Annotated in this window: 12 protein-coding genes; 4 read left to right on the forward strand and 8 right to left on the reverse strand. The window is 62.3% G+C overall.

The features are described from left to right. The first annotated feature begins 92 nt into the window (after positions 1-92). Both algB and BLV20_RS03530 read left to right on the forward strand, forming a co-directional pair. Positions 93-1,439 carry a sigma-54-dependent response regulator transcription factor AlgB gene (gene algB / locus BLV20_RS03525; RefSeq protein ID WP_092297110.1) on the forward strand — a complete coding sequence of 449 codons (1,347 nt, stop codon included), beginning with the start codon at positions 93-95 and terminating at the stop codon, positions 1,437-1,439. Positions 1,440-1,449: 10 nt separating this feature from the next. Beyond that, entirely contained in the window at positions 1,450-3,237 is a 1,788-nt protein-coding gene (locus BLV20_RS03530; RefSeq protein WP_092297113.1) for a KinB sensor domain-containing domain, read from the forward strand. 3 nt (positions 3,238-3,240) lie between these two features. Here the strand turns inward: BLV20_RS03530 and BLV20_RS03535 are convergent, their stop codons facing one another. The 7 genes from BLV20_RS03535 to BLV20_RS03565 form a co-directional block, all read right to left on the reverse strand. Beyond that, positions 3,241-4,863, reverse strand: coding sequence for an EAL domain-containing protein (locus BLV20_RS03535; RefSeq protein WP_092297116.1), 1,623 nt, complete (start codon positions 4,861-4,863; stop codon positions 3,241-3,243). A gap of 72 nt (positions 4,864-4,935) precedes the next feature. Next, positions 4,936-5,715 (reverse strand): N-acetylmuramoyl-L-alanine amidase, encoded by a 780-nt coding sequence (locus tag BLV20_RS03540; protein WP_092297119.1) that lies wholly within the window; start codon positions 5,713-5,715, stop codon positions 4,936-4,938. 105 nt (positions 5,716-5,820) lie between these two features. After that, positions 5,821-7,986, reverse strand: a complete 2,166-nt coding sequence (locus BLV20_RS03545; RefSeq protein WP_092297122.1) for a GGDEF domain-containing protein — start codon at positions 7,984-7,986, stop codon at positions 5,821-5,823. Next, positions 7,983-8,861 carry an endonuclease/exonuclease/phosphatase family protein gene (locus BLV20_RS03550; protein ID WP_092297126.1) on the reverse strand — a complete coding sequence of 293 codons (879 nt, stop codon included), beginning with the start codon at positions 8,859-8,861 and terminating at the stop codon, positions 7,983-7,985. Before BLV20_RS03550 ends, BLV20_RS03545 begins: the two co-directional genes overlap by 4 nt. A gap of 13 nt (positions 8,862-8,874) precedes the next feature. Continuing rightward, positions 8,875-9,504, reverse strand: coding sequence for a thiol:disulfide interchange protein DsbA/DsbL (locus tag BLV20_RS03555; RefSeq protein ID WP_092297129.1), 630 nt, complete (start codon positions 9,502-9,504; stop codon positions 8,875-8,877). Between the two features lie 194 nt (positions 9,505-9,698). Then, on the reverse strand, positions 9,699-10,304 hold the full coding sequence (locus BLV20_RS03560) for a c-type cytochrome (RefSeq protein WP_092297132.1): 606 nt from the start codon (positions 10,302-10,304) through the stop codon (positions 9,699-9,701). A gap of 45 nt (positions 10,305-10,349) precedes the next feature. Continuing rightward, entirely contained in the window at positions 10,350-10,640 is a 291-nt protein-coding gene (locus BLV20_RS03565; RefSeq protein WP_009041528.1) for a c-type cytochrome, read from the reverse strand. Between the two features lie 191 nt (positions 10,641-10,831). On the opposite strand from BLV20_RS03565, the gene yihA reads away from it, so the two are divergent. Beyond that, positions 10,832-11,473, forward strand: a complete 642-nt coding sequence (gene yihA, locus BLV20_RS03570) for a ribosome biogenesis GTP-binding protein YihA/YsxC (protein WP_007924293.1) — start codon at positions 10,832-10,834, stop codon at positions 11,471-11,473. A gap of 414 nt (positions 11,474-11,887) precedes the next feature. Here yihA and polA read toward each other — a convergent pair whose 3' ends face one another. Then, positions 11,888-14,695, reverse strand: coding sequence for a DNA polymerase I (polA, locus tag BLV20_RS03575; RefSeq protein WP_092297135.1), 2,808 nt, complete (start codon positions 14,693-14,695; stop codon positions 11,888-11,890). A gap of 74 nt (positions 14,696-14,769) precedes the next feature. On the opposite strand from polA, the gene BLV20_RS03580 reads away from it, so the two are divergent. Continuing rightward, positions 14,770-15,057: a DUF2782 domain-containing protein gene (locus BLV20_RS03580; RefSeq protein WP_025806817.1), complete on the forward strand. Its 288-nt coding sequence runs from the start codon at positions 14,770-14,772 to the stop codon at positions 15,055-15,057. Positions 15,058-15,115 lie beyond the last annotated feature (58 nt).

The following is a 15,115-nucleotide window of genomic DNA, read 5'->3' on the forward strand; positions in this document are numbered from 1 at the left end:
CCTGCAAGCGCGGGAATCGATCAGAATTAACCATGCAACTTGCCCGATTTTTCCGGGACTAAATAAAACCACTCACTTCAGGAGCCTCGGACATGGAATCAGCACCGGAAAATCAAGGCCGCATTCTTCTGGTAGATGATGAGTCCGCAATCCTGCGTACCTTCCGTTATTGCCTGGAGGACGAGGGCTACACCGTCGCCACCGCCAGCAGCGCCGCTCAGGCCGAGGCCTTGCTGCAGCGCCAGGTGTTCGACTTGTGCTTCCTCGACCTGCGCCTGGGTGAAGACAACGGCCTGGATGTATTGGCCCAGATGCGCATCCAGGCGCCCTGGATGCGGGTGGTGATAGTCACCGCCCATTCGGCCGTCGATACCGCGGTGGACGCGATCCAGGCCGGTGCCGCCGACTATCTGGTCAAGCCCTGCAGCCCCGATCAGCTGCGCCTGGCCACCGCCAAGCAGCTGGAAGTCCGCCAGCTCTCGGCCCGCCTGGAAGCCCTCGAAGGCGAAGTGCGCAAACCCAAGGACGGCCTCGACTCCCACAGCCCGGCGATGAAAGTGGTCCTGGAAACCGCTCGCCAGGTCGCCGGCACCGACGCCAATATCCTGATCCTCGGCGAGTCCGGCACCGGCAAGGGCGAGCTGGCGCGGGCCATTCACGGCTGGAGCAAGCGCTCCAGGAAGTCCTGCGTCACCATCAACTGCCCATCGCTGAATGCCGAGCTGATGGAGAGCGAGCTGTTCGGTCACAGCCGCGGCGCGTTCACCGGCGCCAGCGAAAGCACCCTGGGCCGGGTCAACCAGGCCGACGGCGGCACGCTGTTTCTCGACGAGATCGGCGACTTCCCGCTGACCCTGCAACCCAAGCTGCTGCGGTTCATCCAGGACAAGGAATACGAACGGGTCGGCGACCCGGTGACCCGCCGCGCCGACGTGCGCATCCTCGCGGCGACCAACCTCAACCTCGAGGACATGGTGCGCGACGGCCGTTTTCGCGAAGACCTGCTGTACCGCCTGAACGTCATCACGCTGCACCTGCCGCCGCTGCGCGAACGCAGCGAAGACATCCTGACCCTGGCCGACCGTTTCCTCGCGCGTTTCGTCAAGGAATACGCGCGCCCCGCCCGGGGTTTCAGCGACGAGGCCCGCGAGGCGCTGCTCAACTATCGCTGGCCGGGCAATATCCGCGAGCTGCGCAACGTGGTGGAACGCGCCAGCATCATCTGTCCCCAGGAGAAAGTGGAGATCAGCCACCTGGGCATGGCCGAGCAACCCGCCAACAACACGCCGCGCATCGGCGCGCCCTTGAGCCTGGACGAACTGGAAAAGGCCCATATCGGCGCCGTGCTGGCCACCAGCGACACCCTCGACCAGGCGGCCAAGACACTCGGCATCGACGCCTCGACGCTGTACCGCAAACGCAAACAGTACAACCTGTGAGCCGCACCTCATGAAGTTAGCGATGAAACTGCGCACGAGATTGTTTCTGAGCATCTCGGCGCTGATCACCGTGGCGCTGCTCGGATTGTTGCTCGGGCTGGTCAGCGTGATGCAGATGGCCAAGACCCAGGAAGCGTTGATCCGCAACAACTTCATCACCCTGGATTTGGGGCTCAAGCTGCGGCAGACCCTGGGCGACCAGTTGATCATCATGCTCAACCACAACCCTGACCGCGCGGCGCTGGATGAATCCAGGCAGGAATACCTGGCGCTGCTCGACCAAGGCATCGAGCATGAACGGCAGAACAACGTGCACAACGGCTTCACCCAGGCACGCGATGACTACCAGAAGTTCTTCGAAGCCTTCGAGCGCGCCGACGGGAGCTCGGCAGGGGTCAATGGCAATACCGAACTGACCCACCGCTTCAATACCCTGCGCAATGGCTTGATCGGCGAGCACAAGCAGGCCCTGGACAACATCAATGACATCGAACACCAGGCCCGCAATCGCGCCTTGCTGATCGCCGGCCTGCTGGGCCTGGTCGGCCTGGCTGTGCTGATCATCGGTTTCATCACCGCCCACGGCATCGCCCGGCGCTTTGGCGGCCCCATCGAAGCACTGGCCAAGGCCGCCGACAATATCGGCCAGGGCAACTTCGACGTGACCCTGCCGCTGTCTGCGGCTGCCGAGATGAACTTGCTGACCCGGCGCTTCGGGATCATGGCCCAAGCCCTGCGCGAGCATCAGGCGACCAATGTCGATGAACTGCTGGCCGGCCAGCAGCGCCTGCAATCGGTGCTCGACAGCATCGACGACGGCTTGCTGATGATCGACCGCCAGGGCCACCTGGAACACCTCAACCCAGTGGCGCAACGTCAGCTGGGCTGGGACGAGGAGCGTCTCGGGCAAGGATTGGGCACCGCCCTGGGGCGCCCGGAGCTCGATGAACAGCTGCAACTGGTGCTGCGCGGCGGCACCCTGGAGCGGGCGCCGGAGGACTTAAGCATCGAGGTCGATGGCGAGTCGCGCTTGCTGACGTACAGCCTGACCCCGGTCAGCCATCCCCAGGGGCATATCCTCGGCGCGGTGATGGTGCTGCACGACGTCACCGAGCAGCGAGCCTTCGAGCGTGTGCGCAGCGAGTTCGTATTGCGTGCCTCCCATGAATTGCGCACGCCGGTGACCGGCATGCACATGGCGTTCGGCCTGTTGCAGGAGCGCCTGCGCTTTCCCGAAGAGTCCCGCGAAGCCGACCTGCTGAACACCGTCAACGAAGAAATGCAGCGCCTGATGCAACTGATCAACGACCTGCTGAACTTTTCCCGCTATCAGAACGGCCTGCAGAAACTCACCCTGGCGCCCTGCATCCTCGAAGAACTGCTGGACCAGGCGCGCAACCGCTTCCTTGGCGCGGCCACGGCGCAGGACATCGAGTTGCTGGTGGAAATACAGGCACCGCTGCCGCGGCTGCACGCCGACCGCATGCAGCTGGAACGGGTGCTCGACAACCTGATCGACAACGCCCTGCGGCATACCGCCAAGGGTGGGCTGATCCGCTTGCAGGCTCGTCGGCACGGCGAACGGGTGATCATCAGCGTCGAAGACAATGGCGAAGGCATCGCCTACGGGCAGCAGGGGCGGATTTTCGAACCTTTCGTCCAGGTCGGACGCAAGAAAGGCGGCGCCGGCCTGGGCCTGGCGCTGTGCAAGGAGATCGTGCAACTGCATGGCGGGCGCATGGGGGTGTACTCGCGGCCCGGGCAAGGAACGCAGTTTTACCTGGCCCTGCCGCTCTAGGTTCTAGCCCTTGTCATCCACGCGCCGCGAATTCACCCGGCGCCCGCAGGTGATCAGATCGATGAACTGCACCGCGCTGAGCGCCTGGGCGAACAGCCAGCCCTGGCCGAAATGCACGCCCTCGCTGCTCAGCAACACCGCCTGATCCTCGAACTCGATGCCCTCGGCAATCACCTTGAGCTGCAGGGCATGGGCCATGCGAATGATGTGCGGGGCGACGCCGCTGCTGGCCGCGTCATGCCCCAGGGCATCGATGAAAGCCTTGTCGATCTTCAGGCAATCCACCGGCAGGGTCTGCAGGTAGGCCAGGCTGCAATAGCCGGTGCCGAAGTCGTCGATCAGCACCTGATGGCCGACATCGCGCAAGGCTTGCAGGTTATGCCGGGCGACCACCACGTCGATCAGCCCGCGCTCCGTGACTTCAAAGGCAATCTGCCGCGCGGCCACCCGATGCAGCGCCAGCAGGCGCGCCATCACCTTGCCGATCCGCGGGACCATGACATCGCAGGCCGCCAGGTTGACCGAGATGTACAGGTGCGGATTGGCGCGCAGCAAATGCCCCAGCTGCTCGAGCAGGCGTTGCAGGACAAAGTCGGTAATGGGGCGGATCTGCCCGGTGTTCTCCGCCATGGGAATGAACAGCTCCGGGCTGGTCAGGGAGCCATCCGGACGTCGCCAGCGCAGCAGCGCCTCGGCACCGACGCACTGGCGCGTTCGTAGATCGAAGATGGGTTGATACAGCACCTGCAGCTCGCCACGGCGCAATGCCCCTTGCAATTCCGCCCCCAGGGACTGGCGTTGCCGGGCCAGCTGGAAAGTCAGGCCGCCGATGAAGATCGCCAGCACCAGGCTGCTGGGCAGCAACCACCACCAACTCTCGAACATTTCCCGCTGCATGTTGTAGCGAGGGGTGACGAGCACCAACTGATACTCCGGGTTGGTGGTCGGCATGCGGTAAATCAGTTGGTCCTCGGTCACGTGCAGCAGGCTTCGGCCTTTGGGCGGCCACGGCTCGGTCGGCGGCCAGCCCAGCGCCGGGCCCAGCACCGGGACGGCACGCGTGCCCTGGTCGAGTACCACCATCAGGCTGCTATTGGCGGGCAAGTCGACCATGTCGGTCAGGTGCCCGCGCGACGTGGCCACGCGAAAATTGCCGCGCCCGAGCATCAGCGCGGCGCGGTTTTCATTGGGTTCGGTGGAGGTGTTCAGCCAGTAGCTGTAGGTCGGCCCGCGGATATCCGGTGGCCGCATCACGGCCAGGTTGTCCTGGTGTGGCCAGCTGGTACAGGCCTGGGAAGCATCGACGTAGGCCGCTTCATAAATGAAGCGATAGCTGAAGCTGATCTGCTGCAGGGTCACCAACATGTCGGGGCTGCATTCGCGCAGCGGCTGCGCCTCGAGCACATCCAGGCCTTCACGCAGCTGGCCGAACAGTTGCTCGAGGCGTTCGAGAAAGCGCTGGCCCTGGGCATTCATCTGCTCGCTTTCGCGCAGCTGCGCCTCATGCATCGCAACGCCCAAACTCGCCGCCAGCAGCAAGGCCGCACTCAGCACAGCCGCACACATCGCCAACAGCCAGGGGCGATAGAACCAACTGCGAAGGGGTTCACGAACGGCCGGCATCATTGGATATCCGAAGGTTACCAATGAGTTATAGCTACTGATTGAGAAAAAGCCCTGACCGTCGGGCGGGCGTCATTATTTTGTCTGGTTGAGAACCTGCAGGATCGCAGCGCTCTCCGCATCCGGCTGGCCGTCGAAACGCGACGGCCGATAATGCATCTGGAATGCGGCCAGCACATGGCGGGTTGCTACATCCAGTTGGCCGGTCTGTGGCGTCTCGTAGCCCAGGCGTGCCAGCTCCTGCTGGAACCAGGAGATGCTTGGCAGCGAGGCGGCGAAGAACGCTTGCTGGCGCGCCACGGCCTGGGCATTCGGCCACCGGCCCAACCCGGCTTCGGCCAGGCGCTTCCAGGGGAACAGCGGGCCCGGATCGAGCTTGCGCAGCGGGGCAATATCGCTGTGACCAATGATGTGCTGCGGCGCGATGTTGTTACGCTTGCTGATGTCCTTGAGCAGCACGATCAGGCTCTGCACCTGCGCTTCGCTGTAGGGATACCAGACGCGGCCGGTGGGCAGGTCGCGAAAACCCGGATTGACGATCTCGATCCCGATGGAACTGGAGTTCAGCCAGGTGCGGCCTTGCCACTGGCTCTCGCCGGCGTGCCAGGCGCGGTATTGCTCATCCACCAGTTTGTAGATGGTCCCCGCCTTGTCGTCGCCGATCAGGTAGTGGCTGCTGACCTGGCCGTGAGTCAGCAATTGCAGGGAGCGCTCCATCGAAGCCGAGGTGTAATGCACCACCACGAACTGCACCCGTTCATCGAAGTTGACCGAGGGGTGGCTGGTGTCGATGCGCGGGCCGCTGGTGCAACCAGCGAGCAATAAAAGAGACAGGGCGAGAGCAAGAACTTTCATGGCGGAAGGCAGTACGCTGGAGAAAATAATGCAACAGTGTAACGTACTGCCCCGGCGGAAAACCGGCAAAAACAGCGGTTTATACAAAATGGAACAAATTATGCGTCAGCCCAGTTCCACCCGGTTGCGCCCCGCTTCCTTGGCCCGGTACAGCGCCTGATCGGCTCTTTTAAGCACCAGTTCGCTGCGCTCTCCCGATTTGAAAGCACTCATGCCGATGGACATGGTGATGGTCACTCGCTCGCCCTTGAAGTGGAACGGGCAGGCTTCGATGGCGGCGCGCAAGGTTTCCACCAGACGCATGCCGACCGGCAATGAAGTATTGGGTATCAGCAGGACAAACTCCTCACCGCCGAAGCGGGCGATGAAGTCACTGCCCCGCAGGCGCTTGCGCAGCACGCCGGCAATGATCTTCAACACCTTGTCGCCGGCCAGGTGACCGTAGTTGTCGTTGATGCGCTTGAAGTGGTCGAGGTCGAGCATCGCCAGCAGCAAGGTGTTGCCGTGCTGCTGCCACTGCGCCACTTCGTGTTCCAGGCGTTCGCTCCAGGCCGCGCGATTGGGCAGGCCGGTGAGGGGGTCGATCAAGGCTTTCTGCCGCTGCTCTTCCAGGTGTTCACGGTAGCCCTGGGCTTCCTGCTCCATGCTCGCCACCCGTTCGGCCAGGCTTTGCAGGCGCGCGGCCACTTCCTTCTCGCGCTCGTCACGCTGCCTCTGGTGGTGGTCCATGGTGCCAAGCAGGCCTTCCAGGTGGCTTTCCAGGACGTGTTTGAGGTCGTCCAGATCCGCCGCTTCCTGAACGCTGCTTTGCAGGCCATCGACTTGCTCGCGGATTTGCGTGTCCATCTCGCGCGCCGCGGAGCTGCTGTCGGCATGCCCGTCGCTGGCGGCCTGCAGATGGCTCTGGAAGGTTTCCAGGCGCTCGTTGAGCTGCTTGAGATACGCCTCGAATTCATGCTGGCCGCTGTCGGTGATCGCCAGCATCAAAACTGCCAGATCATCGAGGATCGGCAACAGTTCGTACCAGTTCAACCCATGTTGCAGGCGATCGCGCATCGACTCGGCTTGCGGTCGGTGGCGCTCGGGCAGGCTCAGGTCGTCCAGCAGGCCGAGCAGGGTATGTTCGATGTGCCTGGCCACCGAACTGTAGGACGGTTCCGGCGAGTCGGGCAGGGCGTACAGCACATCTTGCCCGGCCTGCTGCGGGTCGACCGTCGCCAGCATCTCGGCCATGGCGGCCGGCAACGGCAAGCGGTCGAGCAATACTGGCGCCGGCGCGGCCTCGGCGGGCGCGGTAACGATCAACTCGTCCGGGTTGCCAGGGCTGACGGCAACCGAAGGTTCGACAGTCGCCGGCAAGACCGCTGGCGGTGCTTCGACAGGCTCAGGCGCGACTGGCAACGGCGGTGTGTGTGGTTCCGGCATCGGCGGCAGCGGCTCGACGGCGGGGGGCTTCTCCAACTCAAGCACCGGCGGCACAAAAGCCTCGACCTGGGCCACCGCACTGAGCTCGGGCGCAACTTGCGGCTGCGGCTGCGGCTGCGGCTGAGACTCGGGCTCGGGCGGCGGGCTGACGGCGGCAACCTTGTCGATCACCGGCGCTGGCGCTACGGCCGGCCGTGCGGGCGCGGCCTCGACACGAGGTGACGGCGCTTCGGTTTTTTCCACAGGTGGCGGTTGCACCGCAGCCGGCACCGCCACCAACACAGGCGTCCCGGCCTCGGCCGGTGCAGGCGCTTCGTCAGCCTCACGGCCACCAAACAGGCGCTGCAGCAAACCTGGGCGACTCGGCTCGGCAGGGTTCTCCAACAGGCTCAGCGCCTTGCCTTGCAGGCCGCTCAGTTCGCCGAGCAACAGCGGGATTTCCCGCGCCTGGCCAACGCGGCCATCCAGTTGCTTGGCAAAATTTTTCAGCGGCCGGCTGACCTCGCGAGGCAGCGGCAGCTTCTGCAACTGGCCGACTAGCGAAGTCAGGGCGCTGCTCATTTGCTCGACGCGGGTTTCGCGGCGCTGCTCGGAATCCAGCACGGCTTTTTCCAGGCGCGGCAACAGGGCCGCCAGGGCCGCATCCATTTCGTCCGTGCGCACCACTTCACGCATTTCCTTCATGCACTGGTCGACGGCGCGGTCAGTGCCCTCGGCCGCCAGCGTGCTGCGCACCAGGCCACGGCGAAGCAGGTCGAGGCGGGCATTCCAGCGTCGCTCGAGTTTTTCCTGTTGTTCGATACTTTTGAGGTATTTCTCTTTCCAACGTTGGGCGTCGTCGCTCATTCATGGGTTCCGCGAGGGGCAGGACTCAACGCGGGCAATGCATCGGCCGTGAGCGAACCCGGCAGACGAATCTCTACCGCGACCGGCAGGTGATCGGAAATCGGTTGGGCCAAAACTTCGACCCGCTCCAGCGTCAGGCTGGGGCTGAGCAAAATATGATCAAGGCAGCGTTGCGGGCGCCAGCTGGGAAACGTCGCTTCCAGTTGCGGCGCCAGCAAGCCGAGGTCGCGCAACGGCGAGTGTTCCAGCAGATCGCTGGCATGGGTGTTCATGTCGCCCATCAACACCTGGTGCTTGTAGCCGCCGATCATTTCGCGGATATAGGCCAGCTGCCGGGTACGCGTTCGAGCCCCCAGGGCCAGGTGCATCATCACCACTACCAAGGCCTCGGGGCCATCGCCGAAGCGCACCAGGATCGCGCCACGGCCCTTGGGCCCGGGCAGCGGATGGTCTTCGATCGCCCAGGGACGCAGGCGGCTGAGCACACCATTGCTGTGCTGGGCCAGGCGACCGAGATTGCGATTGAGCTGTTGATACCAGTAGGGGAAGGCACCGAGCTGGGCCAGGTGCTCGACCTGGTTGACGTAGCCCGAGCGCAGGCTGCCGCCATCGGCCTCCTGCAGGGCGACCAGATCGAAGTCGCCCAGCAGCTCACCGATTTTCTGCAGATTGTCGGCGCGGCCATTGTGCGGCAGCAGGTGCTGCCAGCCACGGGTCAGGTAATGCCGATAGCGTTCGGTACTGATACCGACCTGGATATTGAAACTGAGCAGCCGCAGGCGGCTGTCTGCCGGCAGGCCGGAGGATGCCACATGATGCTCGTTGACCCGCGGATCATGCAGGCCAACGATGCGTTCCGTACCCCAACGTCGCATGGACCAGGCTCGCTTACTTGGCCGCCCGCTCTTTGGCGATCAACTGGTCGGCGACGTTCAAGGCACCTTCAGGGCCACCGGCGGTGCCCAGGTCGAAACGGTACTTGCCGTTGACGACCATGGTCGGTACGCCGGAGATCTGATAGGCCTGGGCCTTTTTCTTCGCGTCTTCGACCTTGCCTTTGACGGCGAACGAATTGTAGGTGCTCAGGAACTTGTCCTTGTCGACGCCTTCGCCAGCCAGGAATTCGGCCATTTCCTCAGGGGAAGCGAGCTTCTTGCCGTCGTGGATGGCTTCGAATACAGCCTTGTGGACTTTGTGCTCGACACCCATGGATTCCAGGGTGATGAACAGTTGGCCGTGAACGTTCCAGATACCGCCGAACATGGCCGGGATACGCACGAAGTTGACATCGGCCGGCAGTTTTTCAGCCCATGGGTTGATGGTCGGTTCGAAGGCGTAGCAGTGCGGGCAGCCATACCAGAACAGCTCGACCACTTCGATCTTGCCAGGCACCGCAACCGGAACGGCGCTGCTCAGCTCTACGTATTGTTTACCAGCTTCGAGGGGCTCGGCGGCTTGAGCAGTCATGCCAAACACGCTGGCGGTGACGAGAGCGGCGCTGAGAATCAGATTACGCATGCTTTACTCCTGAACAAGTAAGGTCGCCTCGCGCGGCCTGTTCGCAGACAGGTCATGGCAGGCTTGAGTTCGCTAGTGTAGCGGCAGACGCCATAAAAAAGGGCGGCCTGAGCCACCCTTTATGCTTTCATCAACAGATTAATCGATCATTAACGTTGCGCAAGCTAGACCCTTTCGCAACATGATCGCCGGCCTCAGTGCAGGCCCTGGATGTAGCTGGATACTGCTTCGATATCCTTGTTGCTCAACTTGGCGGCGATGCTGCGCATGATCATGGTGTCGCCGTCGTTGGTGCGGTTGCCTTCGCGGAAGTCGGTCAACTGCTTGGCTACGTACTGCGCATGCTGGCCACTCAAGTGCGGGAAGCCGGCAGCCGCGTTACCCGTGCCGTTAGGCGCATGGCAACCGGTGCAGGAAGGCATGCCTTGATCCAGCTTGCCGCCACGGAACAACTCTTCACCGCGAGCCACGACTTTCGGGTCCGCTGCACCGACGCTGCCTTTCTGGCTGGCGAAGTAGGCGGAGAGGTCGGCCAGGTCCTGATCGCTCAGGTTGGTCAGCAGGCCAGTCATTTCCAACACCTGGCGCTTGCCGGACTTGATGTCGTGCAACTGCTTGTTCAGGTAACGCTCACCCTGACCCGCCAGCTTTGGAAAGTTAGGCGCCATGCTGTTCCCATCCGGACCATGGCAAGCGCCACATACAGCGGCTTTCGCCTGACCGGCAGCAGCGTCGCCTGCAGCATGGGCGACACCTGTGATGCCCAAGGTCAACAGCAGACTCACGAGTAATTTGTTCATCAGCTAATCCAACTACGGCTAAGGGTTAAGAGTTATGGACCGGGATCACTCGCTCATCCAAAGGATGATGGCTCGGTAATCCTCGGCACTGCAGTCCATGCACAAACCACGCGGCGGCATCGCCTTGAAACCCTGGGTCACGTGTTGCACCAGCGTCTCCATACCTTGCGCCAGCCTCGGCGCCCAAGCTCCCTGGTCCCCCTTGCGGGGAGCCGTTGGTAGTTGGCCGGAATGACAAGCCCCACAAACACGGTTGTACACAGCTTCCGGATCCTGTGTAGCCTGAGCGCTGTAAAGCGGTATCAGGACGCCGGCAGCCAGCAGCCATTTCGTCATAAAACGACCTTTTCAGGGTTGAGAGCGTTCTGCGTTCTAATGCGCAATCAAGGTCTATCGCTCTCGTGAACTTCATCCTACGCTGGGACAAAGCGCACACAAAATCTGCGGCATTATATACTGGCGTTACTGAAACGGAAACGACACCGCTCGCCGCGCCCATTCTCGGCACCGCCCCTATCGGAAATCCCATGCAACTGAAAAACCCCATTCTTGGTCTGTGCCAACAGTCCACTTTCATGCTCAGCGCCGCCAAAGTCGATCAATGCCCGGACGACGAAGGCTTCGAAGTGGCCTTCGCCGGGCGTTCCAACGCTGGCAAATCCAGCGCCCTGAATACCCTGACCCATGCCAGCCTGGCACGCACCTCGAAAACTCCGGGCCGTACGCAGCTGTTGAACTTCTTCAAGCTAGACGACGATCGCCGTCTGGTCGACCTGCCGGGTTACGGTTACGCGAAAGTACCGATCCCGCTCAAGCAACACTGGCAGCGTCACCTGGAAGCCTACCTGGGCAGCCGCGAGAGTCTGAAAGGGTTGATTCTGATGATGGACATCCGCCATCCGATGACCGACTTCGACCTGCTGATGCTCGACTGGGCCGTCGCCAGCGGCATGCCGATGCACATCCTGCTGACCAAGGCCGACAAACTGACCTACGGCGCGGCCAAGAACACCCTGCTCAAGGTGCAGTCGCAAATCCGTAAGGGCTGGGGCGACAACGTCACCATCCAGCTGTTTTCGGCACCAAAACGCATGGGCCTGGAAGAGGCCTACACTGTACTGGCGGGCTGGATGGAACTGGCGGACAAAGGCGCCGAAACCGAGGCCTGAAAGACATACGCAAAACTGCCTGTGGGGTGATCAGGCAAGGCAAAAACTGGCGGGAACGGCTGGGGTCGCATTCGACTTAGGGGCCTAAATGAGCATTTCCCGCCCGTTTTTAACGCAACATGATCGCGCCACAGGCAGTTTTGGGGCAAAAAAAACCCCGGACTTCGTATGGGGAGGAGAAGTTCGGGGTCCAAGTTCCGGACCGCTAGGGCGGGGTCCAGATATCTGCCAACACTTAACACAACATAGGAGCATCGAAGGGCTTCACCAGCCATTCAGATACTCTGAGTGGGCGTTGACTGATTAAGTTCCGGGGGCTTTCAAAAACTATTGGTAATAGTCGATGAAAGTTTCCGCACTAAAGCCCTCCGCCAGCCTTTTACCGCGGCACTATGCCGCGGCAAAAAGCGACTGTCAGTGCGCCTCGTCCCAGTTGCTGCCCACGCCGACTTCGACCAGCAGCGGCACATCCAGGGTCGCGGCCTTGCTCATGTGGTCGCGAATCTCCTCGCTCACTCGTTCCACCAGGTCTTCGCGCACTTCCAGCACTAGTTCGTCGTGCACTTGCAGGATGACTTTGGCATCCAGGCCTGACGTCGCCAGCCAATTATCCACCGCCACCATGGCCTTCTTGATGATGTCGGCCGCCGTGCCCTGCATCGGCGCGTTGATCGCCGTACGTTCGGCGGCGGCGCGCTCCTGCGGCTTGCTGGAGTTGATTTCGGGCAGGTACAGGCGACGCCCGAACAGGGTTTCCACATAACCCTGGTCCGCGGCCTGGGCACGGGTACGGTCCATGTATTCACGCACCCCGGGGTAGCGGGCAAAGTAAGTGTCGATATAGGCCTTGGCGGTCTTGGTATCGACACCGATGTCCTTGCCGAGCTTCTGGGCGCCCATGCCATAGATCAGGCCGAAGTTGATCGCCTTGGCACTGCGGCGCTGGTCCGAGGTAACGTCCTTGAGCTCGACCTTGAACACCTCGGCCGCCGTGGCGGTGTGCACATCGAGGTTGTTGCGGAAGGCGTTCATCAACCCTTCGTCACGGGACAGGTGCGCCATGATCCGCAGTTCGATCTGCGAATAGTCCGCCGCCAGCAGCTTGTAGCCAGGTGGCGCGATAAAGGCCTGGCGGATACGCCGGCCCTCGGCGGTACGCACCGGGATGTTCTGCAGGTTCGGATCGCTGGACGACAAGCGCCCGGTAGACGCCACCGCCTGATGGTAGGAGGTGTGGATCCGCCCGGTACGCGGGTTGATCTGCTCCGGCAGGCGGTCGGTGTAGGTGCTCTTGAGTTTGCTCAAAGTGCGGTATTGCATCAACACCTTGGGCAGCGGGTAATCATCCTCGGCCAGTTTGGCCAGCACTTCTTCGGCGGTGGACGGCTGGCCTTTGGCGGTTTTCTTCAGCACCGGCAGGCCGAGCTTGTCGTAGAGAATCACACCCAGTTGCTTGGGCGAACCCAGGTTGAATTCTTCGCCGGCGATATCCACGGCTTCCCGCTCCAGCGCCACCATCTTGTCGCCAAGCTCGATGCTCTGCACACGCAGCAAGTCGGCATCCACCAGCGCGCCTTGGCGCTCGATCCGCGCCAGCACCGGCACCACGGGCATTTCGATATCGCTCAGCACGCTGGCCAGGCTTGGGATCGCGGCCAGTTTTTCATGCAGGACCTGATGCAGGCGCAGGGTCACATCGGCGTCCTCGGCGGCATAAGGCCCGGCCAGTTCGAGGTCGATCTGATCGAACGTCAGCTGCTTGGCGCCCTTGCCGGCGATGTCCTGGAAACTCACGGTGGTGTGGCCCAGGTACTTTTCCGCGAGGCTGTCCATGTCATGCCGGGTGGCCGTGGAATTGAGCACGTAGGATTCGAGCATGGTGTCAAAGGCGACACCGCGCACGGTGATGCCGTTGGCTTGATCGCCGCCGATGGCGCAATTGGCCAGGATGTTCATGTCGAACTTGGCGTGCTGGCCGACCTTGAGTTTGTCCGGGTCTTCAAGAATCGGTTTCAGGGCCCGCAGGACAGTGTCACGATCCAACTGCTGCGGCGCCCCCATATAAGAGTGGGCGAGCGGAATATAGGCTGCTTCGTTGGCCTGCACGGCGAAGGACAGCCCCACGAGCTGCGCCTGCTGGGCGTCGATGCCGGTGGTTTCGGTATCGAAGGCGAACAGCTTGGCGTTCTTCAGCTTTTCCAGCCAGACATCGAAACGCGCCTGATCGAGGATGGTTTCGTACTGTGCCTCGATACTGACCGGCGCAGCGACTTCGACCTCGACAACCGTCAGCAGGTCGACCGTCACCTCGGGCGCCACCACGGCGCTTAGCTCAAGACGCTTGGCATCGCGCTGCAACTCGTCGAGCCAGCTCTTGAACTCCAGCAGGCTATACAGCTCGACCAGTTTTTCGCGATCCGGTTCGCCCAGATGCAGGTCGTCCAGGCCGATATCCAGCGGCACATCGACCTTGATCGTCGCCAGCTGATAGGAGAGGAAAGCCATCTCCTTGTGCTCCTCGAGCTTGGCCGGCAGGGTCTTGGCCCCGCGAATCGGCAGGCTCGGGACGATATCGAGCTGCGCGTACAACTCGTTCAGACCGCCGTTCACTCCCACCAGCAGGCCGGAAGCGGTTTTCGGGCCGATGCCCGGCACCCCCGGAATGTTGTCGGAGGAGTCACCCATCAGCGCCAGGTAATCGATGATCTGCTCGGGAGCGACGCCGAATTTCTCCTTCACGCCCTCCACGTCCATGCTGCTACCGGACATGGTGTTGACCAGCGTAATGTGCCCATCCACCAACTGCGCCATGTCCTTGTCGCCGGTCGAGATCACCACCGGGCGGTCGGCCGCCGCGCTGCTACGGGCCAGGGTGCCGATCACATCGTCCGCCTCGACGCCCTCGACGCACAACAGCGGAAAGCCCAGGGCAATCACGCTGGCGTGCAGCGGCTCGATCTGTACGCGCATGTCATCGGGCATGCTCGGGCGATTGGCCTTGTACTCGGCGTACATGTCATCGCGGAAGGTCCCGCCCTTGGCATCGAACACCACGGCGAACGGGCTGTCCGGGTACTGCTTGCGCAGACTCTTGAGCATGTTCAGCACGCCCTTGACCGCACCGGTCGGCATGCCTTTGGAAGTGGTCAGCGGTGGCAGCGCGTGAAAGGCGCGGTACAGGTAGGACGAACCGTCCACCAGGACGAGGGGGGCTTGGCTCATGAGCAGGATCAACCTTTTCGGCGGGTCCGGCGCTAGAATAGCGGGACCGTTGACGACAAAGGGACAAGGTTATCATGCGCACACTAAATCGCTTGCTGCTGGCCAGCCTGATTGCAATCGCGCCGATGGCCGTGATTGCGGCGGAGGATGCGCCGTCGGCGGATCCGGAAGTGACCATTCGCACGGAAGGCGACAAGACCATCCAGGAGTACCGCCAGAACGGTTTCCTGTACGCCATCAAGGTCACACCGAAGGGCGGCAAACCCTACTTTCTGGTGCGTGCCGACGGTTCCGATGGCAACTTCATTCGTTCGGACCAGCCGGATATGCTGATTCCGGCATGGAAAATTTTCGAGTGGTAAACCGCTCCTAACTTCAACCGGCGCTGCCTCGACAGCAGCGCCCGCAACGGCAGTTTTT

The sequence above is a fragment of the Pseudomonas sp. NFIX28 genome, from assembly GCF_900107395.1.
Lineage (GTDB): Bacteria > Pseudomonadota > Gammaproteobacteria > Pseudomonadales > Pseudomonadaceae > Aquipseudomonas.